Genomic DNA, 24,932 nt, shown 5'->3' on the forward strand with positions numbered 1-24,932 from the left:
GAGCGCTACAGAGCCTCGACCTGGCAGTGCTCGATGTTGAACTGCCGTAACAGAGCGAGCGCCGCCTCGGAGACGTAGAGCTCGGCAAGGGTGCCCAACCAGAAGTCATCCGTGCCCGCCGAGCCGATCACCTTCATCCACACGAGTGGCGGCGTGCCGTAGCCGAGAGCCGTGACGTTGTCCGATCCGGTCACCTCCGCGGGAGCAAACGAAATGCCGGAGAGGCCAGAGGCCTCGAGGGCAGCGCGGAGTCGTTCGGTCACCAGGTAGACCGGGAACGACGCGAGGAGATCGTCGCCGTCCCAGTACTCCAGTTCGTAGTGCAGCTGCTCAACGATCGGTGGGTGCTGTGAGGTGTCGAGCACGGTCCGTTCACCCAGATCACCTGCCGGATCGGGATGCAGTTCGTAGGCCATCGCCATCACTCCACCCTAGGTGTGGGCACGGGCTGGGTTGTTCTGGTGCGAGGTGGCCGGGCTAGAGCACCTGCAGCGCGTCGCGAAGCGTGAGCAACGTCCACAGCGACCCGCGCGTCTCGCCGCTGAGGTGGACGATCAGCGGCGCTGGACGCCGGCCGACCGGTACCTCGCGCCTCCGGCGCGGGCGCCGATGAGGGCCTCGATCGATCGGTGAGAAACCACTTGACCGGTACAGTCACCGGGTCTACTTTAGCGGTACAGACATCGAACGGGGGACTCCATGGACAGCATGCCGATCGCCACACTCCTCGCCCGCCGCGCGACGGTGGAGCTGGCCAACAGCGCACGACCGGACGCGCCGGTCGTGCCCGGGCGGCCGCCACGCCGCCGGGCACGGGCCGACGTCGTGCGGGTGCCGCGGGCGCGCTCCGCCCTGGCGACCGCGCTGCGCCGGGCGGCCGACGCCGTCGCGCCGCCGCACGCGCACGACGGCGGCCCGCACCTCACCGCGCACTGATGCCCGGTCCCACCGCCTACCCTGGACCGTATGAGCCGGAGCCGGTCGGGGTGGGCGGTGACGCCGTGGGCCGCGTGACGCTCCAGACGGTCGCCGACCTCGTCGGCGTCAGCCGCATGACCGTGTCCAACGCGTTCTCCCGGCCGGACCAGCTCTCCGCCGAGCTGCGGGCGCGGATCCTCGCGGCGGCCGACGACCTCGGCTACGTCGGACCCGACCCCGCCGGCCGCGCCCTCGCGCGCGGCACCACGGGCGCCGTCGGCGTGCTCCTCACCGAGTCCGTGAGCGCCGCGTTCGAGGACGATGCGGCGACGGGGTTCTTCGGTGCGCTCGCTGACGAGCTCGCGCCCACGGGCATGGCCGTCGCGCTCCTGCCGTCGGAGACGTCCGCCGCCACGATCCCGGCGCGCGACGTCCCGATCGACGGCGCGCTCGTCTACTCGTGCGCGGGGGACACGCCCGCGCTGCACTGGCTGCAGAAGCGCAAGCTGCCGCTCGTCTTCGTCGACCAGGCGCCCGTCGGAGGCGCCGACGCCGTGCTCCTCGACGACCGGGGCGGCGCGCGCCAGGGCGCCGAGCACGTCCTCGGGCTGGGCCACCGGCGCGTCGGGCTCCTGACGATGGGGCGCTGGGACGAGCCGTCCGGCCTCTGCGACCCGGCGTCGATCGCGTCGGGGGGCGCCGCGAACTACGTGGCCGCCGAGCGGGTGGCGGGCTGGCTGGAGGCGCTCGAGCCCGCGGGGGCGCACGTGATGGCCGTGCAGATGCACCGCAACGACGACGCGGACGCCTACGCGGGAGCGACCCTGCTCCTCGAGGGCGACGACCGTCCGACGGCCGTCCTGTGCTTCTCCGACGTCATGGCGGCAGGCGTCCTGCGCGCCGCGCGGGACCTGGGCCTGCGCGTGCCCGAGGACGTCTCCGTCGTCGGGTTCGACGACGCGCCGCTCGCGACCCGCACGCGCCCCTCGCTGACGACGCTGCGCCAGGACGTGACGGCGAAGGGCCGCCTGGCGGCGCAGGTCCTCACCGGCGCGATCGCGCGCGCGCGCAACGGGGGCGGCGGCGAGCCGCGGCGCGAGCTCCTGGTCCCCGAGCTCGTCGTGCGCCGCTCGACCGGCCCCGCGCCGTCCGCGCGCTGACGTGCCCAGCTACCGCGCCGTGCTCGCCGTCGGGCGCCTCGCTCCCGGGACCGACCCCGCGCAGGTGCTGCCGACCGCCGTCGCCGCCGCGCGCGCGCGGGTCCAGGTCGAGGCGTGGGACGTCGGCGTCGTGGGTCGCGAGGCCCGCGCCACGGTGCGGTTCACCGCCGATGACGACGACCGCGCGCTGGGCGTCGCGCGTGCGGTCCGGGCGCACGTGCAGCCGCTGGCCGACGTGCTCTCCCTCGACGTCGGGCGGCGTTACGGCCCCCGCTGGTACCCCGTCCGCGGCTGACCGCGGCTGACCGCGGCGGTCGCGGCGGGGAGCGGGCCGGGCGTCAGCCGACCGTCATGCCAGCCCGCCCAGCATGTCGGCGAGCCAGGGCAGGCGCGGGGCCGCGTCGCGCGCCAGGAGGAAGCCGACGATGCCGACCACCCAGGCCGTCGTCTCGGCGCCCGTCCGCTCGATCCACGCGCCGATCCGCGCCAGCGGTCGCTCGACGAGACGGTGCGCGACCAGACGCAGGGCGAGCAGCGTGAGCGCCGGCAGGACCATGACGAGGCAGTAGGCGGCCAGGACCCCGCCCTGCTCGAGCGGCGTCGCGCCCGACGCCGCGATCAGCCCGGTCGCGGCGAGGTAGGGCAGCATCGTCGCGAGCTCGAGCAGCGTCGCCGTGAGCGCGAGCACCGCGACGGAGCCGTAGGTCGACGCGCCGCCGTCGGCCGTCATGACGCGCTCGCGCCAGCGCAGGACCCGCCCGGCCGGGCGCCGCTCGCCGTCCGGGCCCTTGCGCGGGCCGAGGAAGAACGAGCCGACGAGCAGGCCGACGCCCAGGACGAGCTGCACGGTGGTTGCGGCCGTCCCCTCGAGCGGCTCGGTGCCGCGCTCGAGGAGGACGTCGGCGCCCGCGAGCAGCGCGAGGCCGACGGCGAAGTAGAAGGCGACGACGGTGCCGAGGAAGACCAGCAGCCGCGCGACGCGGACGCGGCCGGGGGTCAGCAGGAACCACACGGGGAGGAGGAGGGTGCCGAAGCTCGTGCTGTCGACGAGGGCGAGCGCGGCGAGGCCGGCGAGGACGGGAAGGCTCATGCGGGGAGCCTCGCCGCGTCGCCCGCCGCGCGCGTCGGCCGATCGCCGCACCGCGGGACGGCTCGTCTGCATCCTTCGTCGGACCCGCTGTCCCGCCCCCCTGTGCTGGGATGAGGACGTGGGAGCGGTCGAGTGGTGGCGCACGCGCGTGCGGGGCACGCCGCGCGGGCGCGACGTGAGCGACGCGGTGCTCACGGGCCTCGCGGGGCTCGTCCTGGTCGTCGTCCAGGTCGAGCTCTGGACCGACCTGCGCGACCCGTGGCTGCCGCCGTGGGTCCACCTCCCTCTCCTGGCGCTCGGCTGCCTCGTCATGCTGGCCAAACGGCGCCACCCGCTGGTCGCGCTCGCGGTCGGCACGGTGCTGTTCGGCGCCGACATCGCGCTCGGCGGCAGCGTCGCCCTGCTCCTCGTCGTCATCGACCTGCTCTACTCGGCCGCCCTGCACACGTCCCCGCGGGGCGTCGACGGGCTCCGCACGGTCGCGGTCGCCGCGATCGCGGGCGGCGGGCTCGCGGCCCTGGCGGTCTCGCGCGACGTGCAGCTCACGGTCTTCCTGGCGCTGCAGCTGTTCGCGCTCATCGGGACGCCGCTCTGGTGGGGCCTGGCGGTGCGACGGCAGAGCGAGCTCACGGTGCTCGCGCAGGAGCACGCCGCCGACCTCGCGCGCCTCGCCGCGCTGCGCGAGGCCGACGCGGTGGAGCAGGAGCGCGCGCGCATGGCGCGCGACCTGCACGACGCGATCGCGGGGAACCTCTCGGCCGTCGCGATCCACGCCGAGGCGGCGCTCGCCCTGCCGGCCGACGACCCCCGCGCCCCGGCGCGGGACCGGTCCGCGCTCGAGGCGGTCCGCGCCGCGAGCGTCACGTCCCTGCAGGAGATGCGCGCCATGATCGGGCTCCTGCGAGGCGGTGACGATCCGGCCCCGGCGCCCGCCCGGCTCCAGGAGGCGCCGCGCCTCGTCGCCGCCGCCCGCGCCGCCGGGTTGGACGTCGCGTGGACGGGCCCGGCGCCCGACGCGCTCCCGGCGCTCCCGTCAGCGGTCGACCACGCCGCCTACCGGATCCTGCAGGAGGCGCTGACCAACGCGGCGAAGCACGCCGCGACGCCGTCGGTGAGCGTTGACCTCGCGCTCGACGGCGACGGGCTGCGGTTGAGCGTCACCAACCCCGCCGCTCCGCCGCGCGCCGCCGGCCGTGCTCCGGCCGGCACCGGGGCGCCGGGCGGCGGGCTCGGCCTGCTCACGATGCGGGAGCGCGCCGAGGGCGTGGGCGGACGTCTCGCGGCCGGCCCGGCCGACGTCGGCGCGGGTGGCGTCGGCGCGTGGAGCGTCGTCGCGGCGCTGCCGACCGGGGCCGCGTCGTGAGCGCGGGCGCGGCCCCGGTGCGCGTGCTCGTGGCGGACGACCACGCCGCGATCCGCGCGGGCCTGCGGCTCATGCTCGAGACCGCGCCCGACATCGAGGTCGTCGGCGAGGCGGGCGACGGTGCCGCCGCCGTGCTCAACGCCCGGGCGCTGCGGCCCGACGTCGTGCTCATGGACGTGCGGATGCCCGGCGTCGACGGCATCACGGCCACCGCCACGATCGTCGAGGAAGGGCTCGCGGACGTGCTCGTGCTGACCACGTTCGACGTCGACGAGTACGTGTTCGGCGCGCTGCGGGCCGGCGCGGTGGGCTTCCTGCTCAAGTCGACCGACGCGCCGTCGCTGCTCGACGCCGTGCGCCGCGTCGGCGCGGGGGAGGGCGTCGTCGCGCCCGAGGTGACGCGGCGCCTCCTGGCGGCGTTCGTCGCGCCCGCCCCGCCGCGCTCGCCCGACGACGCCGCCCTGGCCGCGGTCGAGGAGCTCACGGCACGCGAGCGCGACGTGCTCGTGTGCCTCGTGCGCGGCATGTCCAACGCGGACCTCGCCGGGACGCTCGGCATCACCGAGGCGACGGCCAAGACGCACGTCTCCCGCGTCCTGGCGAAGCTCGGGTGCGCGTCGCGCCTGCAGGCCGCGATCCGGGGGCGCGCCGCGGGCCTGGCCTGAGGGCCCGCCCAGCGCCGGTGTCAGTCTCCCGGCTCCTCGCGCCGCCGGTCGCGGTCCTTGCTCGGCTGCACGCGCTTGGGCTCGCCCGGCATCTTCGGGTACTCGGGCGGGTAGGGCAGGTCACCCGCGCCGTGGTCGCGCTCGTCCTTGTCGGCCAGGTCGAGCAGGGGCTGGATCGAGTACGCCGGCCGCTCCGGGTCGTCGGCCGTGGGGGCGCTCAGCGCGTGGAACAGGTCGCCCACCTCGGCGAACCGGGCCGGCATGGTCAGGACGTCGAAGTCGTCCGGGTGGACGTCGCCGACCTCCTCCCAGCGCAGCGGCGCCGAGACCGTGGCGCGCGCGTTCGGGCGCACCGAGTAGGCGGAGGCGATGGTGCGGTCGCGGGCCATCTGGTTGTAGTCGACGAAGATCTTCCGGCCGCGCTCCTCCTTCCACCACTTCACGGTCACCTGGTCGGGCAGGCGGCGCTCGAGCTCGCGGCCCAGCGCGATCGTGGCGCGGCGCGCCTGCGTGAACGTCCAGCGGGGCTCGATCGGCACGAAGATGTGCAGCCCGCGCCCGCCCGACGTCTTGGGCCAGCCCTCCAGGCCGAGCTCGTTCAGGATCGCTCGCACCTCGGGCGCCACGCGGGCGGCGTCGTCGAAGTCGGTGCCCGGCTGGGGGTCCAGGTCGATGCGCAGCTGGTCGGGGGACTCGACGTCGGCCGAGCGCACGGGCCAGGGGTGGAACGTGATGGTGCCCATGTTCGCGGCCCACGCCACGACGGCGAGCTCGGTGGGGCACACCTCGTCGGCCGTGCGGCCGCTCGGGAACGCGATGGTCGCCGTCTCGACGTAGTCGGGCGCGCCCTGCGGGACGCGCTTCTGGAAGAACGCGTCACCGCTGCTGTCCGTGCGCGTGGACAGCCGGGCACCCTCGAACACGCCCTTGGGCCAGCGCTCGAGCGTCGTCGGGCGGTCCCGCAGCGCACCGAGGATCCCGTCCCCGACCGCGACGAAGTACTGCACGACGTCGAGCTTGGTGAGGTCCCGCTGCGGGAAGACGACACGGTCGGGGCTGGTCACGCGCACCGTGCGCCCGGCGACCTCGAGCTCCACCGCCGGGGTCGTCGCGCGCGCCATGCGATCACGCTAGAGGGTGGCGTGCGTCACGGCGAGGGGGCTCGGGCGCCGGCGGCGCCTCCCACGGCGGCCAGGCCGCGCCGGTGCGCGACCGTGACGGCCTCGGTGCGGCTCGTGACGCCCAGCTTCGCGAGCACGTTGGACACGTGGACGCTGACGGTCTTGCCGCTGATGAACAGGCGCTCGCCGATCTGCCGGTTGCTCAGCCCTTCGGCGACGAGGCCGAGCACCTCCGCCTCGCGGGCCGTGAGCAGGTCCGTCGGGGTCCGGTGGCCCGGCAGGTCCAGCCGCCCCCGGCGGGCGAGGGCCTCGACGGCCGCGACCAGCGGGGCGGCGCCCATCGCCCGCGCGTCCGCGTCCGCCCGCGCGAGCTGCGCGGCCGCGGCGGCACGGTCCCCGGCGGCCAGGAGCGCCTCGGCCCAGCGCCACCGGCTGCGCGCCTCCTCGTAGCGGTAGCCGTACGCGAAGCCGTGCGTCGCCCGCTCCCACGCCGCCGCCGCGTCGACGGCGTCGGCGGTCCCGGCGGCGTGGACGCGCAGGCGTGCGTGCTCGGCCCTGACGCGCGTGAGCCATCCGAGCCCTTCCGGTCCCAGGCGCCCGCCGCGCGGGCGCCCCCGCTGCGCGGACTCCACGGCGCGCTCGAGCAGCCGGTCGCCCGTGGCGAGGTGACGGGCCGGGTCCTCGCCGCGCAGGCGGGCCTGCTCGGCCTGGTCGGCGAGCGCCCCCACCGCGAGCGCGGCGAGCCAGATCCCGCCGAGGAAGTAGTCGCTCCAGGTCCGGCCGAGGTGCTCGATGATCCGCTGCGCCAGGGCGAGCGCCTCGTCCAGCTCGCCGCCCCACGTCAGGGCGTCGACGGTGCACCCGGCGGAGATCAGCGCGATCTGCGGGTCGCGCTCCCAGGCGCCCTCGAAGGCCCGGCCGCGCGCGACGGCGTCCTCGTCCCCGCGCGCGACGGCGCCGTACAGGCGCACCGCCGCCAGCAGCGGCGAGGAGGCGCCCCGGCCCTCGCCCAGCTCGTCGTCGCGCAGGTCGCCGCGGCAGTACCTGGTGAGCGCGGCGAAGAAGGCCTGGGCGTGCCCGAACTCGCTCCAGGTCAGGCCGGCCGCGCGGCTGCGGGCGACGGCGGCGTCGAGGACCGTCGCCGCGTCGTCGAGCCGCCCGGCGTAGTAGTGCGTGGTCGCGAGGTTGTACGCGCAGCGCTGCTCGGTCACGAGGTCGCCCGCGCTCGCGGCGCTGCGGCGTGCGGTCTCGAGGAGCGCCGCCGCGCTGTCGGGGTCGTCGACCACGAGCACCGCGAGGGTGGCGAGCGCGTCGGCCTCGGGGCCGGGGAGCCCGGCGGAGCGCGCCAGGTCGATCGCGGCGTTCGCGCTCTGCGCCGCCTCGTCGTCGCGGTCCTCGAGGAGGCACGCGCGCGCGTGGACGGCCAGGCACCAGGCCCGGTCGGTGTCCGGGGCGTCGTCGGTCAGGGACGCGAGGGCGCGGCTCGCCTCGGCGAGCGCCTCCTGCGTGGCGTCCTCGGCCAGGAGCGTCTGCGCGAGGCGCGAGCGCAGCGGCGCCTGCCGGGCGGCGTCGTCGTGGGCGGCCTCCACCGCGAGGCGGGCGAGCGTGACCGCGCGGCCCGTTCGACCCGCGCGGGACGCGGCCTGGGCCGCGTCGTCCGCCAGCGCGACGCGGTCGACCCCGGCCCGGGCCGTCTCCGGGGCCGCGTCCCACAACCCGAGCACCGTCTCGAGGTGCCGGAGCTCCTCCTCGGGTGCGAGCACCCGGCCCGCCTCCTGGGCCGCCTCGAGCGACGCGCGGACGGCGGTCGTCACGTCGTGGCAGCGCTGCGCGTGGTGCGCACGCTGCGCGGAGGTGCCCAGCGACGGGTCGGCCAGCATCGCGTCGAGGTAGGCGCGGTGCAGCGCCACCTGCTCGCCCGGCAGCAGGTCGGCGTAGACGACCTCGGCGAGCAGGGCGTGCCGGAAGGCGATGCGGCCCGCCTCGCCCCCGAGCACGTGCGCGGCGACCGCCTCGCGCAGCGCGACGTCGAAGTCGCGCCCGCCGCGCGCGGCCCAGACCCCGCGCAGGAGCGGCTCGGACACGCGCCGCCCCGCGACGGACGCGACCCGTGCGAGCTCCTGCACCGCCGGGTCGACCTGGTCCAGCCGCGCGCGCAGGACGTCCGCCAGCGACCACGGCAGCGCGCCCCCGCCCCCGGCCTCGAGGATCTCCTCGGCGAAGTACGCGTTGCCCTCGGACCGCGCGAGCACCCCGCGCACCACCTCGCGCGGCACCGGCCCCCCGGCGACGGCCTCGACGAACGTGCCGAGCTCCGCCGCCGTGAACGGGGCGAGCTCGATGCGCTCCACGCGGGGGTGCCGCGAGAGCTCCGCGAGGACCGGTCGCAGCGGGTGGCGGCGGTGCAGGTCGTCCGCCCGGTAGCTGGCCACGACGAGCAGGTGCTCGCTGCCCAGGCGCGCGACGAGGAAGCGCAGGACGTCGCGGCTCGACGAGTCGGCCCAGTGCAGGTCCTCGAGCACGAGGACGAGCGGTCGCCCGGGCCGCCCCACCGCCCCGAGGACGGCGGCGAGCCCGTCGAACAGCTGCAGCCGCCCGCCCGCGTCCTCGGGTCCCGCACCGCCCCCCATGGGCCCGGGACCCGCCGCGTCCTGGGACGCGGGGACGAGCCGGGCGAGGGCCGGCCGGGCGCTGAGCACGCGGTCGACGACGTCGCGCCCCGCCTCGAGCGACCGCAGGCGCCGGAGCGCCTCCGCGAACGGCAGGTAGGGCAGCCCGACCTCGCCGAGGTCGACGCAGTGCGTCGTGACCACGGCGGCACCCCGGTCCGCCGCGATGCCGGCGAGGTGGTCGAGCAGCCGGGTCTTGCCGACGCCCGCATCGCCCCCGAGGAGCACGAGCGAGGGCGAGCCGGCGGCGGCGCGGTCGAGCGCGGCGTCCAGCCGTGCCACCTCGGCCTCACGGGCGACGAAGGTCGTCATCGGGCGGCGTGCCATGCCCCCGATCCTGGCAGCGCCCACCGACGCGCGTCACCGGTCACGGCCTCACCGCGTGCGGCGCGCCGCCGCGCCGGCCGGCGGACGCGCGGGGCGCGCGGCGCCGCCGCGAGCCTGACCTGCTCCTGGCGGTACTCGACCTCGGCCCACAGGGCCGGTCCCCACATCGTGCTGCTCATCGTGACCTCCCCGTCCGGCGCCGTGCCGGTTCGAGCCCTCACACTGGTGCTGAGGCCCGGGCGGGCGGATCGGTCGGTCGTCGGGTCCCCGGGGGTCGGCCGCGCGGACGCGGCGCTGAGGTGGGGCCCTGCTCGCCTGAGGTACCTCAGGCGAGCGGTGCGCTCAGGACGCGGTGGGTGCCTCAGACGCGGTGGGTGCTCTCAGGACGCGTACCGCGCGGCCGAGCGCGCGCGACGCTTCTCGGCCTCGACCTCGCGGTCCTTGGCCGGGGCGTGGGTGACGAGGTCCTCGAGCAGGTGCCGGGTGGCGTGCGCGACCTCGGCGACCGCCCGGTCGAACACCTCGCGGTTGGCCTGCGAGGGCTTGGTCGTCCCGCTCACCTTGCGCACGTACTGCAGCGCCGCCGCGTGGACCTCGTCGTCCGTCGTGGCCGGCTCGAAGTTGTGCAGGGGGCGGATGTTGCGGCACATGCCTCGACAGTAGGACGGCGCCGCGGACGTGTCAGCCCCCCGCCCGCGCCGCCGGTACCGTCGGCGCATGCAGCCTCTGGACGTGGTGCGGTGGGGGATCATCGGCGTCGGCGACGTGACGGAGGTCAAGAGCGGGCCGGGCTTCCAGCAGGCCGAGGGCTCGGAGCTCGTCGCGGTGATGCGGCGCGACGGCGCCAAGGCGGCCGACTACGCCCGTCGTCACGGCGTGCCCCGCTGGTACGACGACGCCGACGCGCTCCTCGCGGACCCCGACGTCGACGCGGTCTACGTCGCGACGCCGCCCGACTCGCACCGCGACTACACGGCGCGCGCGGCGGCCGCCGGCAAGCCGGTCTACGTCGAGAAGCCGATGGCCCGCACCGCGGACGAGTGCCGGACCATGATCCGTGCCTGCGACGCGGCCGACGTCCCGCTCTTCGTCGCCTACTACCGCCGCGCCATGCCGCGCTTCGCCACGGTCGCCACGCTCCTGGCCGACGGCGCGATCGGCGACGTCCGCGCCGTCACGCTGCTGACGACGTCGGGCGGCGTGTGGGACCCCGCGCACCTGCCCTGGCGCGTGCGGCCCGAGATCTCCGGCGGTGGGCTCTTCGTCGACCTCGGCTCGCACACCCTGGACCTCGTGGACCACCTGCTCGGGCCGCTCGGCGACGTGCAGGGCCGGGCCGTGAACGTGGCCGGGCAGTACCCGGCCGAGGACACCGTGACCATGACGTTCCGCGCGGGCGCCGACGTCGAGGGCACGGGCCTGTGGTGCTTCGCGGCCGAGGAGCGCACCGACGAGGTGAGCCTCGTGGGCTCGCGCGGGACGCTGCGCTTCTCCACCTTCGGCGACGAGCCGCTCCGGCTCACGACGGCGACCGGCACGCGGGAGATCGAGGCACCGCGACCCGCGACGGTCCAGCTCCCGCTCATCCGCACCGTCGTCGACGCGCTGCGCGGCACGGGGGAGTGCCCCAGCACCGGCCGCACCGCGTTGCGCACGTCCGAGGTGATCGACACGGTGCTGGCCGACTACCGGGACCGGATGGCGCTCGGTTCCTGAAGGGCGCTCCCGGTGGTCCACACTGGTGCGGTGAGCGAGAGCATGACCGAGCCGGTCAGTGCGGCCCTGCGGGACGCGAAGGCGCGGGCCCGCTCGACCCACTACACGGTGGGCACCGTCCACACGGACCCCGACGGGACGGTCTGGTTGCCCTGCTCGTGCGGCACCGTGCTGCGCAACGGCCCCACGTGGACCCTGGACGAGCACGTGCGCCTGCACCGCGCCGAGGCCAAGTACCTCGAGCTGTCGGCGGCAGCGCCCCCCGGCATCCCGCGCCTGATCAGCCTGCCGTGAGCGCACCCGACCCCGCCGGCCTGCTCGGCCGCTCGTTCGCGGGCGTGCTGTTCGACATGGACGGCACGCTCATCTCGTCGGTCGAGGCCATCGTCCGCGCCTGGACCACCATGGCGCACGAGTACGGCATCCCGCCCGACCGCTTCGGCGACGTCCACGGCATCCCCACGCGCCGCCTGGTCGATCTCCTGCTGGCCCACCTCGCGGAGCCCGAGCGCGAGACGGCCTACGCGCGGGTGCTCGAGCTCGAGCTCGGCGACGTCGCCGGGATCACCGTGCTTCCCGGGGCCGTCGAGGCCCTCCAGCTGCTCGCGCCGCTCGGCCTGTGCGCGATCGTCACGTCCTGCACGCGCGACGTCGCCGTCGCGCGTCTGGCGGCGGCGGGGCTGCCGGTCCCGGCGGCCCTGGTGACCGTGGACGACGTCGTGCGGGGCAAGCCCGACCCGGAGCCGTTCCGCCTGGGCGCCGACCGGCTCGGCGTGGAGCCGGCGCACTGCCTGGTCGTCGAGGACGCGACGTCGGGCATCGCCGCAGGCCGCGCGGCGGGTGCGGCGACGGTCGGTCTGCTGACGACGACGCCCGGGATCGACGCGGACCTCGTGGTCCCGGACCTCGCGGCGCTGCGGTTCGCGGTGGCGGCCGACGGCCGGGTCCGGATGGGGCTGGCGTGAGCGGCGACACGCGGAGGAATCCGCGAGAAGAGGTGCCGGTCGGCCGGATCTGGCAGGCTCGGCGCGCCGCCCATGGCGGCATGCACCAGGCTGGGGGTGCCGCCGAACGGGTGACACCCATGACCGACCGACGACCGATCGACCGTGCTGGGAGGGTGCAGTGAGCCGCGACCGCGCTCGCCGGACCTCGTCGGGCAGCACCCTGCGCCTCGTCGGCCAGGACGCGGGCCCCGACGCCGCCGGCGTGCGGGTGCCCGACGCCGCTGCGGTCGACGTCGGCGAGGACGGTGCGACGGCGATCGTCCTGCCCGGCCAGCGCCAGTCGGTCGGCATGGGCCGCCACTGGGTGGTGCGCACGGCCGCTGCGGGTGGCGTGGTGGGCATGGCGAACCAGGTGGTCGAGCTGCTCTCGAGCGAGCTGCTGGCCAACGCCGTGCTCCACGGGCTCGAGGGCGGCGCCGTCGGGGTGCAGGTGCGGATCACGCCCGCGCTCGTGCGCGTCTCGGTGAGCGACGGCGGCGGGCTGTCGCCCGTCGTCCTGCACCGGGAGCCGTCGGCGCCCGACGGCCGCGGGATGGCGATCGTCGAGGCGATGTCGAGCCGCTGGGGCGTCGACGCGCACGCCGAGGGCGGCAAGACGGTGTGGTTCGAGCTCGACCTGGACGACTTCTGAGCGCCACGCAGGCCCCCGTCGAGACCGACGCCGGCCCGCGGCGCCACCCGGCGTCCATCGTCCCCGCCGTTCTCGTCGCGGGAGGGGGCCTGGCCCTCTTCGGCCTGCAGCAGGCGCTCGTGGGCTGGGCGCTCCTGGGCGCCGCGCTGCTCGCAGCAGCGCTCGTGGGGCGCGCGGTGGGCCACCTCGGGCTGCTGCGGGACCTCGCGCTCGTGGTCCTCGGCCTGGGCATCATGAGCGCGGTGCCCGTCAACACGGACGTCAGCAACGCCCACATGCTCGCCATGGGGACAGCGATGATCCTCGCGGTCGCCCTGCCGTACCTGGTCTCGCGGTTCGTCTACCGCGACCACGCGATCCGCTTCCCCCTGCGCGCGGGGCGCTGGACGCGCTTCGAGAAGGTCTGGCTCGTCGCCGTCGTCGTCATCGGCTACGCGGTGCTGCCCGTCTACATGATCCGCACCGGGGTCTACGAGAACTGGCCGGCGGTCGAGGACCCCGAGGGCGTCGCGCGCCTGTTCCTCGGCACCAACGTGCTCGGCATCTGGGACGAGCTGTTCTTCATCTGCACGTGCTTCACGCTCCTGCGCCGGCACCTGCCGTGGTGGCAGGCGAACCTCGTGCAGGCGGTGCTGTTCACGTCCTTCCTGCACGAGCTGGGCTTCCACGCCTGGGGCCCGTGGCTCATCTACCCGTTCGCGCTGATCCAGGGCTACACGTTCAAGGTCACGCGCTCGCTGACGTACATCGTGTGCGTGCACCTGCTCTTCGATCTGATCCTGTTCCTGGTGCTGCTGCACGCCCACCAGCGGGACTGGGTGCCCTTCTTCGTCTACTGAGCGGCTCGGGGCGGCGCGCGGCGCCGGACGTGCGAAGGGCCCGGCACCCTGCGGGTGCCGGGCCCTCGTCACACGGGCGTCAGGTCAGGACCGTCCCCCTCGCCGGACCACCGTCAGCTCGTGCTCCGCCGTCGCCGGCGCCACCTGGGCGTTGCCCGAGTAGGCCACCGTCAGGTGGTGCGTGCCCACCGACAGGTTCGACGGCAGCCGGACGAGCGCCACGCCCGTGCGGCCCAGCGTGACCACCGGTCCGGAGGCCAGGACGCGGCTGCCCTCGCGCACCTCGAGCGTGCCCGTCGGCCGAGGGCCGCCGGTGATCACGAGGCCCGTGACGAGCGCGAGCTGGCCCTGGCGGACCTGGCTCGGCGCGCCCACCAGGAGGTGCGACGCCGCGCGCGCCGCCACCTGGACGGTCACCACCTCCGAGGAGGACCCGAGCCACCGCGCACTGTCCGGCGCGTAGACCGCCTGCAGCGCGTGGCTCCCGGCCGCCAGGGTCGCCGTGGCCGTCGCGACCCCGCCGGACACGCCCGCCGACGCGACCTCGGTGGTCCCGTCGAGGAACGTCACGGTCCCCGTCGCCTCGGGCGGTGCCACCGTCGCCGTCAGCGTCAGCGGCGAGCCCTCGGTGCGCGTCCCGGCGACGGCGAGCGTCGTCGTCGTCGGCGTGCTCAGCGGGGCGGTGACGTCGACGACCTGCGCGCGCCGGCCGTCGGGGTTGGCGTTGTGCAGCACGAGCAGCTGCGCGTCGCCGCTCGTCGCGGCGCGGTGCACCGTGACCGTGGCCCCGTCGCCGGCCTCGAACCACAGCGAGTCCGGCGTCGTGCCCTCGAACCAGAACGGCGGCGCATACGGGTCGGCGCTGAACGGCTCGACCACGTCCGTGTCGCCGCCCGCGCCGGGCGCGTACGCCGAGGACGTGGCGACCCGGAAGGTCGGCACCTGCCCGGGCTCCACGACGCCCGCCAGCGGGATCGGCACCACCAGGACGTCGTTGTCGAAGACCGTCGACAGCTCGTCCGACCACGCCCCGTTGACGGGCAGGATGTCGACGACCTGGCCGACGTCGTAGCCGCCCGCGGGGTCGGGGACCAGCGTGTAGCTCGCCGCGACGGTGAGGTCGGTCTCGGGGGAGAGCTTCTGGACGGCCGTCTCCAGGTCCCACACGCCGTCGCCGTCGACGTCCGTCTGGACGTACGGCACGACGGAGGCGGTGCCCAGGTTGGCCCACTCGCCCTCGGTCGCGATGCCGATGCCGATGGTGCCGCCGGTCGGGTCCTCGCCGGCCGCCGCGAGCTGCGGCGCCGTCGAGGAGAAGCCGACGTAGCGGATGTCACCCGCGCCGATCGACGAGTCCGACGTGCCGGCGCCCGAGGGGTCGGCCTCGAGCTGCGGGCTCGTCGCCACGAGGGTCATGGGCGCGACGTACGACGCCCAGCCCGGCGTGGTCACGCTGCGGCCCGTCACCGTGAGTGGCGCCGTGGTGGCGGCCTCGTCGGCGAAGGTCACGGGCGCCGCGGTGAGGTCGCTGACCGGCCGCGGTGCGGCGTGCACCGGGACCCGGAGCTCGGGCCCCTCCTCCGGGGTCAGGACCAGGCGCCCCGACAGCGTCGTGACGAAGTCGCGCGGCACCCCCGACGCGAGCGGTTCGGACGTCGGGTCGAGGTCCCGCGTGAGCCCGGCCGGGTCGACCGTCAGCGTGAGCGTCACGACGGCGTCGTCGTCCGGGGCGACCGTGACCGAGGCCGGCGAGGCCGTGATCGACGCGCTGCCCGCGGTCGTCGCGGTCGAGACCGAGGTCGCATAGGTCCGCGGCTCGTCGCCGGTGTTGCGCACCGTGACCGTGCGCCGCTCGACGACCGTCTCGGCGGCCACGTCGACCACGCCGAACGTGACCGAGACGAGCTCGGGGTCCTGCGACGCGTACGCGATGACCTCGGCCCGCGACGCGTCGAGCGCGTCGACGCGTCCGGAGCCGACCCGCTCGGGGCCGTACACCGGGCCGGAGCGGTCGGGGCCGGAGTAGACGTCGTGCGTCGCGGTGTTCATGACGGCGGCCTTGACCTGCTCGGGCTCCCAGCCGCCGTGCTGCTCCACCACGAGCGCCGCGATGCCCGCCACGTGCGGCGTCGCCATCGACGTGCCCGAGATCGTCAGGACGTCGTCGCCCGTGCCGGACGCCGCCGAGGCGATGCGCGTCCCGGGCGCCGCGACGTCCGGCTTGACGATGCCGAGCGAGCCGTGGACGCCGCGCGAGGACCCGGCCGCGAGCGTGTCGCCGTATGTGGGGTCGTCGACGAACGCCGCGTTGGCGAGCGACGGACCCAGGTGCACGACGAGCGTGCCGGCGCGCACCTCGGCCGCCAGGGCGTCGGTCTCCGGTGCGGTGAGCTGCGCCCCCGGGATCTGCGGGTTGCCCGAGATGCCCGCCGCGAAGACCGGCAGCTCGGTGCCGATGAGCACGCCCACCGCACCCGCGGCCGTGGCGTTGTTCCACCGTGCCACCGACCCGCACGCGCGGGACGCGTCGTCGTCGTCCCACCACAGCCATGCGATCTTGCCCGTGACCGCGGCCGACTCCTCCGCGGTGAACGCCCGGCACCCGTCGAACTCGCCGATGTAGGCGACCGGCGCGGTGACGTCCTCACCGCCCGCGTACTCGATCGAGTTCTGGGCGGCGTGCAGGCCCACCAGGGCCGGGTCGGCGGCCTCGACGACCTCGACCGCGTCGAAGGTCTGCGTGTCCGCGACCGAGTTCGCGACCGTCAGCGACGTGCGGGCGTTGCCGGGGCTGCCGCCCACGTCGGTGATGTCGCCCGCGTTGCCCGATGCGATGACCGACAGCACGCCGAGGCGGCTCAGCTCGTCGATGAACCGGTTCTCGGGGTCGTCGGCCGGGCTGGCGTCCGAGCCGAGCGAGAGGTTGAGGATGTCGAGGTGGTCGCTGAGGTCGCCGTCGCCGTTCGGGTCGGCCGCCCACTCCAGCGCGCTGATGACCAGCGACGTGCTGCCGCCGACGTCCCCGAAGACCTTGAGCGCGTAGATGCCCGCCTCGGGCGCCGTGCCCGGGCCGATCTGCCAGCCCTCGAGGTCGGTCAGCGTCGTGTAGTCACCCTCGAACGTGGTGCCGTCCGCGACGGTGCCGTAGCCCGCGGCGCTGCCGGCGACGTGCGAGCCGTGCCCGCCGCCCGCGGTGTGGGGCGCGTCGATCGGGTTCTCGTCGGGGGTCGGCGTCGAGCCGGGGACCCGCGCGTCGTACGTCGGCCCGGCGAAGTCGTAGCCGCCCAGGTACTTGGCGGGGTCGAACAGGCCATCGGGGACCGGCCCGGTGCCGTCGGTCCCGTAGGCCTGGGCGTAGGCCTCGGGCGTGCCGGGCCCGCCGAAGTTGGCGTGGGTGTAGTCCACGCCGGTGTCGATGACGCCGATGGTGACGTCCTGGCCGGTCAGGCCCGTGGCGGCCCATGACTCCAGGGCGCGCGTGAAGACGTCGGCGCCCTTGTTGGCGGGCTCCTTGGGCACGACCAGGTCGACGCGCACGACGGCGTCGTCGGCCGCGAGCCCGCGGATCTGCTCCGCGTCGCCGGTCACGACCACGCCCGCGACGAGGTTCGACGTGACCTCCAGCGGGGCCGGCGCCGACGCCGAGCGTGCGGTGGCGCTCGGCACGACCTGCTCGGCGAGGTCCGCGACCTCGTCCGCGACGGCGGCCACCTGGGCCTCGCTGCCGCCGGCCTCGGCCGTGTCGAGCGCCGAGGGCGCGTCGAGCTGCACGAAGGCGGTGACCTGCCCGGTCGCGCCCGCGAGGCTGGGGCCCACCGTGGCACCGTCGTCACCGGCGGGGAGCGCCAGGTCGGTCTCCGGGACCGCGAGCCCGTCGGCGGGGGGAGGCGGCTCGGGCGACGCGGGCGACGCGTACGCGGCCCCCGTCACGGCGAGCGGCAGCGCGAGCGCTGCCGTGGTCAGGGCGGCCAGGACGGGACGACGGCGCATGGAGACTCTTCCCCTCGGGGTGCAGGTTCCCCTGGGTGACGCGGCCGACATCGTCGGCGGCCGCGTCACCCGGTGGTAGGCCGCACAGTAGCCCCGCGGACGCCCGCGGGTGAAGAGCCATGGTCACATCCAGTCACAGCGCCATGACTGCCGCGGGGTCGCGCTGCCACCCGGCGCGGAGCGGGGCCGGTGGGCGCGGCACCCCGGCGATCCTCGGGGTGAGGATCCGGGTCAGGTCAGGGCTGGTCCCTGAGGCGCGACGCGCGCGCGGGGAGCAGGCTGGAGCCGTCGGGGGAGACCCGCACCGATCCGTACCGAGGAGCTGCCGTGAACATCCACGAGTCCATGTACCGCGCCGGCCTGTCGCGCCCGAGCGAGGGCCGCGTCCTCGGCGGCGTGTGCGCCGGCATCGCGCGGCGCGTCGGGCTCGACCCGTGGGGCACGCGCCTGCTGGTGTTCGTGCTGATGGTGGTGCTGCCCGGCTCGCCACTGATCCTGTACCCGATCGCCTGGGCCCTGATGCCGGCCGACCGTCCCGGGCCCGTGGTGCACGTCGCCCCGCCGCCCCCGGGCTCGGTGCAGGACTGACCGGGTCCGGCCGGGTCCGGCCGGGTCAGCCCCGACCGCCGGGCCGCACGCGTCCGGCCAGCAGGCCTCCCGCCAGCGCGAACGCCGCCGCGACGGCGAAGCACACCAGGTAGGCCGCGGTCGTGTCGCGCGCGACGAGGAGGGCGAACAGCGGGCCGCTGACGGCCAGCACCACCGCGGTCGTGATGGCCTCGTTGACCTGCAGGGCCGAGGTGTTGGCGCCCTGCTCGGCGGGTGGCGAGAGCCGGAACACGAGCAGGGTCAGCGTCGGGTAGACCAGACCCATGCCGAGGCCGGACAGGCCCCAGCCGAGCACCGCGACGGCGACGGGGACGGTCGGCCAGACCGCGCTCGCGGCGAGCGCGATGCCCAGGGCGAGGCTCACCGCCCCGGCGCGCAGCACGCGGTGGTCGGCCCAGCGGCCCTCCTGCCGTCCCCGCAGCCACGAGCCGGCCGACCACAGCACCGCCGCCGTCGTGAGCGCGAGGCCGGCGACCGCCGGTCGCAGCCCGCGCTCGGTCACGAGGACGAGCGGCAGGTAGATCTCGGCGCCGAGGAAGGCCGCGGGCAGCAGGCCGCGCAGGGCGACGACGGCGGGCAGCCCGCGCGCCACGCGCAGGGTCCCTCGCGGGAGGAGCCCCGGCAGCGAGACGGCCAGGACCACCACGGCCGCGACCACCACGGCCGGACCCCGCGCGTCCCCCTGCTGGCCGGCCCAGTGCAGGGCGAGGGCGCCGGTGGCGGCCCCCGCCGCGGACAGCAGGCGCCGCCGGTCGCGGCGGGTGCCGCCGGGGGCGGTGTCGCGTGCGCCGGAGGTCGCGGCGTCCCCCGCGAGCCGGGTGGGGTCCGTCGCCGGCGGCGCCGCGCCGGCCCTGACGAGCGCCGGACGCAGCACGGCCAGCGCGGGCACCGCCAGGAGCGGCACGCCGAGGAAGACCCAGCGCCACCCGACGGTGTCAGCGATGAACCCGGCGAGCGCCGGCCCGACCACCGAGGGCAGCACCCAGGCGGCGGCGAACGCCGCGAACACGCGCGCCTGCAGCGCCGCCGGGTAGACCCGCGCGACGACGACGTACAGGGCCACGCTGAGCATCCCGCCGCCGAGCCCCTGCACCACGCGCCCGGCGACGACCGTGCCCATCGCCTGCGCCGTGCCCGCGACGAGCAGCCCGGCCACGAACAGCCCGACGCCGAGGACGAGCGGCGAGGCCGGGCCGCGCCGGTCGCTCCACGTCCCGGACGCGACCATGCCCACGACGCTCGAGGCGACCGGCGCGGCGAAGGCCATCGCGTAGAGCTCGACGCCGCCCAGCGCCGCGACGACGGCGGGCATCGTGGTGGTCACGGCGAGCGACTCGAACGCGTTGAGGGCGACGAGCAGCAGCATCCCGACGGTGACGCCGCGCAGCCCCGGCGCCCACGGCGAGGCGGGGTCCGGGCGGGCGTCGAGGTCGTCGGGTGCGCCGGTGGTGCGCGGGGTGGACATCGGCGGCTCCCAGGGTCACCCCCAGCCTGCCGTGGAACGCGTCGCGACGTCGTCGCGTTTCGCCGTCTCGCCGCCGTCTTGTTGTCGCAGGACTGTACTGCTACGTTGAGACAAACAACGGTACAAAGGTGGCGACGGCCACCGGGACGGGAGGGGCTCATGGGCCCGACGTACTTCTTCATCGTGGTGCTCGCGCTCGTCGTGACCGGGACCCTGGCGCGCTACGGGACGCGGCGGGGGCGGGCCGCCGCCGCCGACGCGTACGCCCGCAAGGTGGACCTGACGCTCGACCCGGCGATGGCGGCCGACGTCGGCGCCCGGCTGGCCCGGCGCGCGTGCCTCGGCGCGGTCGTCGGGGCGGGCCTCGCGCTGCTGCCCCTGCTCCTGATGCGGCCGGAGCCCGCGGAGGAGGGCAGCTTCCCGGCGGCGCTGCTGGCGGTCCTGGGGTACTTCCTCGGTGCCGCGCTGGGCTCGGCGGCCGTGGCCTGGTACGAGTCGACGCGGCCGCTCGCCGCGGGGCCGCGCATCGCCCGGGCGACCACGCCCACCCCGGCGGACTACGTGCCGCCGTTCGAGAGGTACGGCGCCTGGGCCTGTGCGGTTGTCGCCGCGCTCGTCGCGGTCGGGATCGTGGTGGTGGACGCCGTGGGCCTCGTCGACGTGGGGCGGCTCCCGGTGGGGCTGCTCGTCGCGGTGACGGTGGTGCCGGCCCTCGTGGTCCTCGCGGTCGAGCTCGCCGCGCGGTGGCTGGTGGCGCGCCGGCAGGTCGCGGCGACGACGCTCGAGCTCGCCTGGGACGACGCCATGCGGGCGCGCACGCTCCGCGACAGCGCCACGGTGGCGATCATGGCCGGCGCCTACGCCCCGTTCGCGCTCCTCGGCGTCCTGGCCGACGGGCTGGAGGGCGGCTGGCCCGCCAACCCCGCCGTCGGCCTCGTCAGCGGGATCATGCTCGTGCTGTTCGGCGGGCTGCTCGTGATGGGCGTGTGGTCCCTGGCCGCGCGGCCCGAACGGTACTTCCGGACCCGGCTCTGGCCCCTGCCGCCGGCCGGCGACGTCCCGGCGCAGGCGTCGTCGGCGCCCGAGGGCGGTGCCCGGTGATCCTCGCCGTGGACCCGGACTCCCACATCCCCCCGTACGAGCAGGTGCGCTCGCAGGTCGAGGCGCTCGTCGACGCCGGCGGGCTCGCGCCCGGCACGCGGCTGCCGACGGTGCGCCGGCTCGCCGACGACCTCGGCCTCGCGGCCAACACCGTGGCCCGCGCGTACCGCGAGCTCGAGCAGGCGGGCGTCGTCGTCACGCGGGGCAGGCACGGCACCTTCGTGGCCGTCCGCGGCTCGGACCGTGACCGCGAGGCGGCGGTCGCCGCGCAGCAGTACGTCCGCCGCGTCCGCGAGCTGGGGGTCGACGTGGAGGCGGCGGTGCACCACGTGCGCACCGCGTACGGCGCGTGACTCAGCGCGCGTAGCGCTCCACGAACGCCGCGAGGAGCCTGGGCGGGTCGTCGACGACGGCTCCCGTGATCCCCGCGATCACGGTGCCCAGCTCCTCGGGCGGGAAGTACCCGGCGTGCCGGTAGATCTCCACGCGGGCGACCATGCCCGGCACGTCGAGCTCCGGGTGGAACTGCGTCGCGTAGAGGTTGCGACCGACGCGGAAGGCCTGGACCGGGCACCCGGGCGAGCTCGCCAGGACGACGGCGTCCGGCGGTGGCACGCGGACCGCCTCCTTGTGTCCGACGAAGGCGTCGAAGGTGTCGGGGAGCCGGGCGAAGAGCGGGTCCGCGCGCCCGGCGGCGGTGAGCGTGACGGGCACGGTGCCGACCGGCTCGCCGTAGGTCCGGTCGATGACGCCGCCGCGGTGCACGCCGAGCGTGCCGACGCCGTAGCAGGCCCCGAGGAAGGGGAAGTCGCGCGCGACGACCTCGTCGAGCAGCCCGTGCAGCTCCGCCTCGACGCGGCGCTGCACTGCCGACTTCTCCTGCGGCGGGTCGCTCGCGTTGAACGGGCTGCCCCCGACGATGACGCCGGACCAGTCGTCCAGGTCGAGCTCGGGCAGCGGCCCCGCCTCGAGGCGCACGCGCCGCAGCCCGACGTCCGGCTCGAGGCCGCCGAAGCGCGCGACGGCCTCGAGCTCGCCGTCGGCGGCTGCGTCGTCGGAGCGTGTGCTCAGCAGGAGGAAGGGCCGCACCGCGCCAGGGTAGGTGCCCGGGGTGGCCGGCGCAGGACGGTCCACCGGCGCCCGGCGGCGTGCGTCACACATCTCGTCGGGCGCTACCCCTGGCGGTATCGGCCGCGATGCCGTAGCGTTCCCGTTGAAGTTGCTGTGCTTGCACGTCTCGAGTGCGCCCGGCCTACCAGCCAGGCGCATTTTCCTTACCAGGAGCGGACGACGAACACCGCGCTCGATGCGGTCCCGCAGTTGCGGGTCCGTCCCCAGACTCCTGAAGGAGACCAGCCATGGCTACTGGCACCGTGAAGTGGTTCAACGCCGAAAAGGGCTTCGGCTTCATCGCCCCCGACGAGGGCGGCGCCGACGTCTTCGCCCACTACTCCGCGATCGCGACGAGCGGCTACCGCTCGCTCGAGGAGAACCAGAAGGTCGAGTTCGAGGTCAAGCAGGGCCCCAAGGGCCCGCAGGCCGACAACATCCGCCCGCTCTGATCCTCGCGGACACTCGCTTCACCCGGCGGTACGCCGCCTAGGAGAGCGTCGAGAGCCCCGGTCCTCACGGACCGGGGCTCTCGTGCGTCCGGGGTTCGTTCGTCGCGACGGCCCGCACCGCGTCGCTCAGGCGTTGAGGTGGCTCGCCGGGTCGTCCTCGGTCGGGTTCGGCTGCGCGGGCATCGAGCGCAGCTCGTAGGGGTCCGCCTCGGCGCCGACGTCGCCCTGGGCGGGCTCGCGGACCTCGTCGGGAGCGGCATCCGTGCGGGCCTCGGGTGCGTCGGCGTTGACGGGCCCGGCGAGCGCACGCAGCTCGTCGGCGCGCTCCTGGGCCGAGGACGCCGTCGGCTCGTGGGCTGCGTGCGACATGTGGTCTCCGATCGTCGTGGGCTGCGGGTCAGCCTCCTGGCTCGACCGTAGGGCGGCGGCCCCGGGCGGGCGCGCCGAGATGGCACCCGACGCCGCCGGCCCGGCCCGCGCGGCGGCGTGCAAGGGACGGGGCCCTCACGACACAGTGCGGGTGAGCGGCACACGACGACGGCGCCCGGCCGTCCGCCGAGAGGGAGCCCCCGTGCGCGACGACGCCTGGTTCGAGGCGCTCTTCCGCGAGCACTCGACGGCCGTGTTCCGGTACCTCGCGCGCCGCGCCCCCGTGCACGACGCGCAGGACCTGGCCGCGGACGTGCTCGCGACGGCATGGCGCCGCCGGGACGACGTGCCGGACGGTGCGGAGCTGCCCTGGCTCTACCGCACGGCGGGCTTCGTCCTCGCCAACCACCGCCGCAAGGGACGGCCCGTGCCGGTCGAGCACGTGCCCGACGAGGCCGACGACGCGGATCCCGCGGGCCTCGTGGTGGCGGACGACGAGGTCCGCCGCGCGCTGGCGCGGCTGTCCCCGCGCGACCGCCGCATCCTGCTCCTGCACGCGTGGGAGGGCCTCGACGGCGACGCACTCGCGGTGGTCCTCGGCGTGAGCCGTGGCGGGGCGGACGCCGCCCTGTCCCGGGCGCGCTCACGCCTGCGCCAGGCGTGGGCGGAGGACGACGCCGGGGACGAGGCGCGTCGCCCGCCTCACCAGCCGGGCGACGCAAGCCTCGGGCTGGGCGCGACACAGGCAGGGTGAGGACCCGCCGGCGCCCGGCGAGCCCCCCATCGCAGGGCTACCCAGGAGGGCACCGTGAAGGACGACACCGAGGACAGCACCCCGCCGGCCGGCGGACCTGACGGCGAGCCGACGCCGCACCCGGCGGAGGAGCGCCTGCGCGCCGCGGACCCGGCGGCCGACGCCGTGCCGGACCCCGGCCTGCGCGACGCGGTCGCGGCGCGCGTGCGCGACGACGGGCCGGCCGCCGGCGACGAGCTCGCCGCCCGCCGCGCCCGCCGCTGGACGGACTGGCCGGCCCGGGTCGCGGGGATCGCGGCCGCCTGCCTCCTCGTCGGCGGCGGGGGCGGCTACGCGATCGGCGCGGCGGGCCACGACGAGCCCGCACCGCCGGCCGGCCCGGCGATCGGCGTGGCCGCCGGGTCGCCCGAGGCGGCCGGGCCGACCGGACCCGAGGTGGCGATGCCGCTCCAGGCCGAGAGCGGCGTGGGCCGCATGGCGGCGGACTCCCTGTGGGTCGGCGCCGGCCGCACGGTCTTCACGTCGCAGGGCCTGCCCACCGAGGCGGGCGTGGCGCCGGCCTGGGGCCTCGACGCCTCGGCGGTGCTGACCGCGGAGGCGGTCGCGGCGGCCGCCGCGGCGCTCGGCGTGAGCGGCACGCCCGAGCAGGTGGACGGGACGTGGAGCGTCGGGCCGCGCGACGGGTCCGGAGCCGGCGTGACGGTCCACCCGGACGGGATGGCGACGCTCAGCTACTACGACCCGGCCAAGGACCCGTGGACGTGCAGCGCGGCGGCCGTCGACGGGACGGCCGAGGGTGAGGTGACGACCCTGCCGGCGCCCTGCGAGCCCGGGGACCTCGGGCCTGCGCCCTCGGGCGACGCGGCGGCCGCCGCCCTGCGCGAGACGCTGACCGCGCTGGGCGAGGACTCGGGGGCGTACGAGATCGTCGCCGAGGAGCTCGGTGACGAGGCCTGGACCCACGTGACCGCCCACCGGGTCCTCGACGGGCTGCGGACCGGCCTGACCTGGAGCGCGTCGTTCTCGGGCGCCGGGATGCAGTCCCTGTACGGGTCCCTCGCGCCCCTCGTCGACCTGGGCGAGCTCGCGGTGGTGAGCCCGGCCGAGGCCGTCGAGCGGCTCACCGACCCGCGCTTCGGCGGTGGCGGCGGCGGTTCCTTCCGCACCCTGCAGGGCGGGGCGGCGGTCATGGCCGAGCCGATGCCCACCGAGCTGGCGCCGCCGTCGGCGCCCCCAGCCCTCGAGCCGGGCGCGGCGATCGCCTGGCCCGTCGAGGAGGTGACGATCACGGACTTCCGGCTGGGGCCCGCGCTGCACCTGCTCCCGAACGGGGCCGCCGCGCTGCTCCCGACGTACGAGCTCATCAGCGACGACGGCGCCGTGTGGACCGTCCTCGCGGTCGCCACCGAGCACCTCGACCTCTCGCCCCTGGGCTGAGCGCCCGCGCCGACCGCCGCCTCACGCGCACACCGCGCGGCGGCGGTCGGCGCCGCCCGGAATTGTGCGGGCTCGCCAGGTCCGGCGTAGGTTCGGTGCCGCGCGCGGTGCCGCACGGCCGCGCGTCGACGCCCCGCGC

General features: G+C 76.3%; 26 protein-coding genes. 16 read left to right on the forward strand and 10 right to left on the reverse strand.

From position 1 onward, the window contains the following. Nucleotides 1–5: 5 nt before the first annotated feature. On the reverse strand, nt 6–422 hold the full coding sequence (locus tag H2O74_RS02500) for a hypothetical protein (RefSeq protein WP_182112980.1): 417 nt from the start codon (nt 420–422) through the stop codon (nt 6–8). 286 nt (nt 423–708) lie between these two features. On the opposite strand from H2O74_RS02500, the gene H2O74_RS02505 reads away from it, so the two are divergent. The 3 genes from H2O74_RS02505 (at nt 709) to H2O74_RS02515 (ending at nt 2,373) form a co-directional block, all read left to right on the forward strand. After that, nucleotides 709–936, forward strand: a complete 228-nt coding sequence (locus tag H2O74_RS02505; RefSeq protein ID WP_182112981.1) for a hypothetical protein — start codon at nt 709–711, stop codon at nt 934–936. Between the two features lie 74 nt (nt 937–1,010). Next, the gene (locus H2O74_RS02510; protein ID WP_255491738.1) at nt 1,011–2,078 is read left to right on the forward strand and encodes a LacI family DNA-binding transcriptional regulator; all 1,068 of its coding nucleotides are present in this window, start codon (nt 1,011–1,013) and stop codon (nt 2,076–2,078) included. Between the two features lies 1 nt (nt 2,079). Then, entirely contained in the window at nt 2,080–2,373 is a 294-nt protein-coding gene (locus H2O74_RS02515; RefSeq protein ID WP_182112982.1) for a hypothetical protein, read from the forward strand. 54 nt (nt 2,374–2,427) lie between these two features. On the opposite strand, the gene H2O74_RS02520 is transcribed toward H2O74_RS02515, so the two are convergent. Next, the gene (locus tag H2O74_RS02520) at nt 2,428–3,168 is read right to left on the reverse strand and encodes a GAP family protein (protein ID WP_182112983.1); all 741 of its coding nucleotides are present in this window, start codon (nt 3,166–3,168) and stop codon (nt 2,428–2,430) included. Nucleotides 3,169–3,286: 118 nt separating this feature from the next. Here H2O74_RS02520 and H2O74_RS02525 point away from each other — a divergent pair, with 118 nt between their 5' ends. Continuing rightward, on the forward strand, nt 3,287–4,531 hold the full coding sequence (locus tag H2O74_RS02525; RefSeq protein WP_182112984.1) for a sensor histidine kinase: 1,245 nt from the start codon (nt 3,287–3,289) through the stop codon (nt 4,529–4,531). Then, complete coding sequence (locus H2O74_RS02530; protein ID WP_255491739.1) at nt 4,489–5,196, forward strand: response regulator transcription factor; 708 nt, start codon at nt 4,489–4,491, stop codon at nt 5,194–5,196. Before H2O74_RS02525 ends, H2O74_RS02530 begins: the two co-directional genes overlap by 43 nt. 20 nt (nt 5,197–5,216) lie before the next feature. Here H2O74_RS02530 and ligD read toward each other — a convergent pair whose 3' ends face one another. From ligD to H2O74_RS02550, 4 genes are all read right to left on the reverse strand, one after another. Then, entirely contained in the window at nt 5,217–6,317 is a 1,101-nt protein-coding gene (ligD, locus tag H2O74_RS02535) for a non-homologous end-joining DNA ligase (protein WP_182112985.1), read from the reverse strand. Between the two features lie 26 nt (nt 6,318–6,343). After that, entirely contained in the window at nt 6,344–9,313 is a 2,970-nt protein-coding gene (locus H2O74_RS16810; RefSeq protein ID WP_304518608.1) for a helix-turn-helix transcriptional regulator, read from the reverse strand. After that, nucleotides 9,295–9,492, reverse strand: coding sequence for a hypothetical protein (locus tag H2O74_RS02545; RefSeq protein ID WP_182112986.1), 198 nt, complete (start codon nt 9,490–9,492; stop codon nt 9,295–9,297). Before H2O74_RS02545 ends, H2O74_RS16810 begins: the two co-directional genes overlap by 19 nt. A gap of 201 nt (nt 9,493–9,693) precedes the next feature. Next, a complete protein-coding gene (locus tag H2O74_RS02550) occupies nt 9,694–9,963 on the reverse strand; it encodes a DUF2277 domain-containing protein (RefSeq protein WP_182112987.1) in 270 nt (89 codons plus the stop codon). Between the two features lie 67 nt (nt 9,964–10,030). Here H2O74_RS02550 and H2O74_RS02555 point away from each other — a divergent pair, with 67 nt between their 5' ends. The 5 genes from H2O74_RS02555 (at nt 10,031) to H2O74_RS02575 (ending at nt 13,506) form a co-directional block, all read left to right on the forward strand. Further along, nucleotides 10,031–11,029, forward strand: a complete 999-nt coding sequence (locus H2O74_RS02555) for a Gfo/Idh/MocA family protein (RefSeq protein WP_182112988.1) — start codon at nt 10,031–10,033, stop codon at nt 11,027–11,029. Between the two features lie 30 nt (nt 11,030–11,059). After that, nucleotides 11,060–11,323, forward strand: coding sequence for a hypothetical protein (locus H2O74_RS02560; RefSeq protein ID WP_255491740.1), 264 nt, complete (start codon nt 11,060–11,062; stop codon nt 11,321–11,323). Next, nucleotides 11,320–11,994, forward strand: coding sequence for an HAD-IA family hydrolase (locus H2O74_RS02565; RefSeq protein ID WP_220458009.1), 675 nt, complete (start codon nt 11,320–11,322; stop codon nt 11,992–11,994). Before H2O74_RS02560 ends, H2O74_RS02565 begins: the two co-directional genes overlap by 4 nt. 160 nt (nt 11,995–12,154) lie before the next feature. Continuing rightward, nucleotides 12,155–12,667, forward strand: a complete 513-nt coding sequence (locus H2O74_RS02570) for an ATP-binding protein (RefSeq protein ID WP_255491741.1) — start codon at nt 12,155–12,157, stop codon at nt 12,665–12,667. A 56-nt stretch (nt 12,668–12,723) separates the two neighbouring features. Continuing rightward, nucleotides 12,724–13,506 (forward strand): type II CAAX prenyl endopeptidase Rce1 family protein, encoded by a 783-nt coding sequence (locus tag H2O74_RS02575; RefSeq protein WP_182114007.1) that lies wholly within the window; start codon nt 12,724–12,726, stop codon nt 13,504–13,506. An 84-nt stretch (nt 13,507–13,590) separates the two neighbouring features. Here H2O74_RS02575 and H2O74_RS02580 read toward each other — a convergent pair whose 3' ends face one another. Further along, on the reverse strand, nt 13,591–17,496 hold the full coding sequence (locus tag H2O74_RS02580; protein WP_182112989.1) for a S8 family serine peptidase: 3,906 nt from the start codon (nt 17,494–17,496) through the stop codon (nt 13,591–13,593). A gap of 327 nt (nt 17,497–17,823) precedes the next feature. On the opposite strand from H2O74_RS02580, the gene H2O74_RS02585 reads away from it, so the two are divergent. Then, nucleotides 17,824–18,084 carry a PspC domain-containing protein gene (locus H2O74_RS02585; RefSeq protein WP_255491742.1) on the forward strand — a complete coding sequence of 87 codons (261 nt, stop codon included), beginning with the start codon at nt 17,824–17,826 and terminating at the stop codon, nt 18,082–18,084. A 25-nt stretch (nt 18,085–18,109) separates the two neighbouring features. Here H2O74_RS02585 and H2O74_RS02590 read toward each other — a convergent pair whose 3' ends face one another. Continuing rightward, nucleotides 18,110–19,570, reverse strand: coding sequence for an MFS transporter (locus tag H2O74_RS02590; RefSeq protein WP_182112990.1), 1,461 nt, complete (start codon nt 19,568–19,570; stop codon nt 18,110–18,112). A 159-nt stretch (nt 19,571–19,729) separates the two neighbouring features. On the opposite strand from H2O74_RS02590, the gene H2O74_RS02595 reads away from it, so the two are divergent. Continuing rightward, a complete protein-coding gene (locus H2O74_RS02595) occupies nt 19,730–20,671 on the forward strand; it encodes a hypothetical protein (RefSeq protein ID WP_182112991.1) in 942 nt (313 codons plus the stop codon). Further along, nucleotides 20,668–21,024, forward strand: coding sequence for a GntR family transcriptional regulator (locus H2O74_RS02600; protein WP_309232749.1), 357 nt, complete (start codon nt 20,668–20,670; stop codon nt 21,022–21,024). The genes H2O74_RS02595 and H2O74_RS02600 overlap by 4 nt, the downstream gene beginning before the upstream one ends. A gap of 1 nt (nt 21,025) precedes the next feature. Here the strand turns inward: H2O74_RS02600 and H2O74_RS02605 are convergent, their stop codons facing one another. Further along, entirely contained in the window at nt 21,026–21,760 is a 735-nt protein-coding gene (locus H2O74_RS02605; protein WP_182112992.1) for a glutamine amidotransferase, read from the reverse strand. A gap of 269 nt (nt 21,761–22,029) precedes the next feature. On the opposite strand from H2O74_RS02605, the gene H2O74_RS02610 reads away from it, so the two are divergent. Then, the gene (locus H2O74_RS02610) at nt 22,030–22,233 is read left to right on the forward strand and encodes a cold-shock protein (protein ID WP_182112993.1); all 204 of its coding nucleotides are present in this window, start codon (nt 22,030–22,032) and stop codon (nt 22,231–22,233) included. Between the two features lie 126 nt (nt 22,234–22,359). On the opposite strand, the gene H2O74_RS02615 is transcribed toward H2O74_RS02610, so the two are convergent. Beyond that, the gene (locus tag H2O74_RS02615) at nt 22,360–22,602 is read right to left on the reverse strand and encodes a hypothetical protein (RefSeq protein WP_182112994.1); all 243 of its coding nucleotides are present in this window, start codon (nt 22,600–22,602) and stop codon (nt 22,360–22,362) included. A 202-nt stretch (nt 22,603–22,804) separates the two neighbouring features. Between H2O74_RS02615 and H2O74_RS02620 the strand changes: the two genes are divergently transcribed. Both H2O74_RS02620 and H2O74_RS02625 read left to right on the forward strand, forming a co-directional pair. After that, nucleotides 22,805–23,356: an RNA polymerase sigma factor gene (locus H2O74_RS02620; protein ID WP_255491743.1), complete on the forward strand. Its 552-nt coding sequence runs from the start codon at nt 22,805–22,807 to the stop codon at nt 23,354–23,356. 54 nt (nt 23,357–23,410) lie between these two features. After that, nucleotides 23,411–24,793, forward strand: coding sequence for a hypothetical protein (locus tag H2O74_RS02625; protein WP_182112996.1), 1,383 nt, complete (start codon nt 23,411–23,413; stop codon nt 24,791–24,793). Nucleotides 24,794–24,932: the final 139 nt, after the last annotated feature.

The sequence above is a fragment of the Actinotalea sp. JY-7876 genome (genome assembly GCF_014042015.1).
In the GTDB taxonomy this organism is placed as follows: domain Bacteria; phylum Actinomycetota; class Actinomycetes; order Actinomycetales; family Cellulomonadaceae; genus Actinotalea.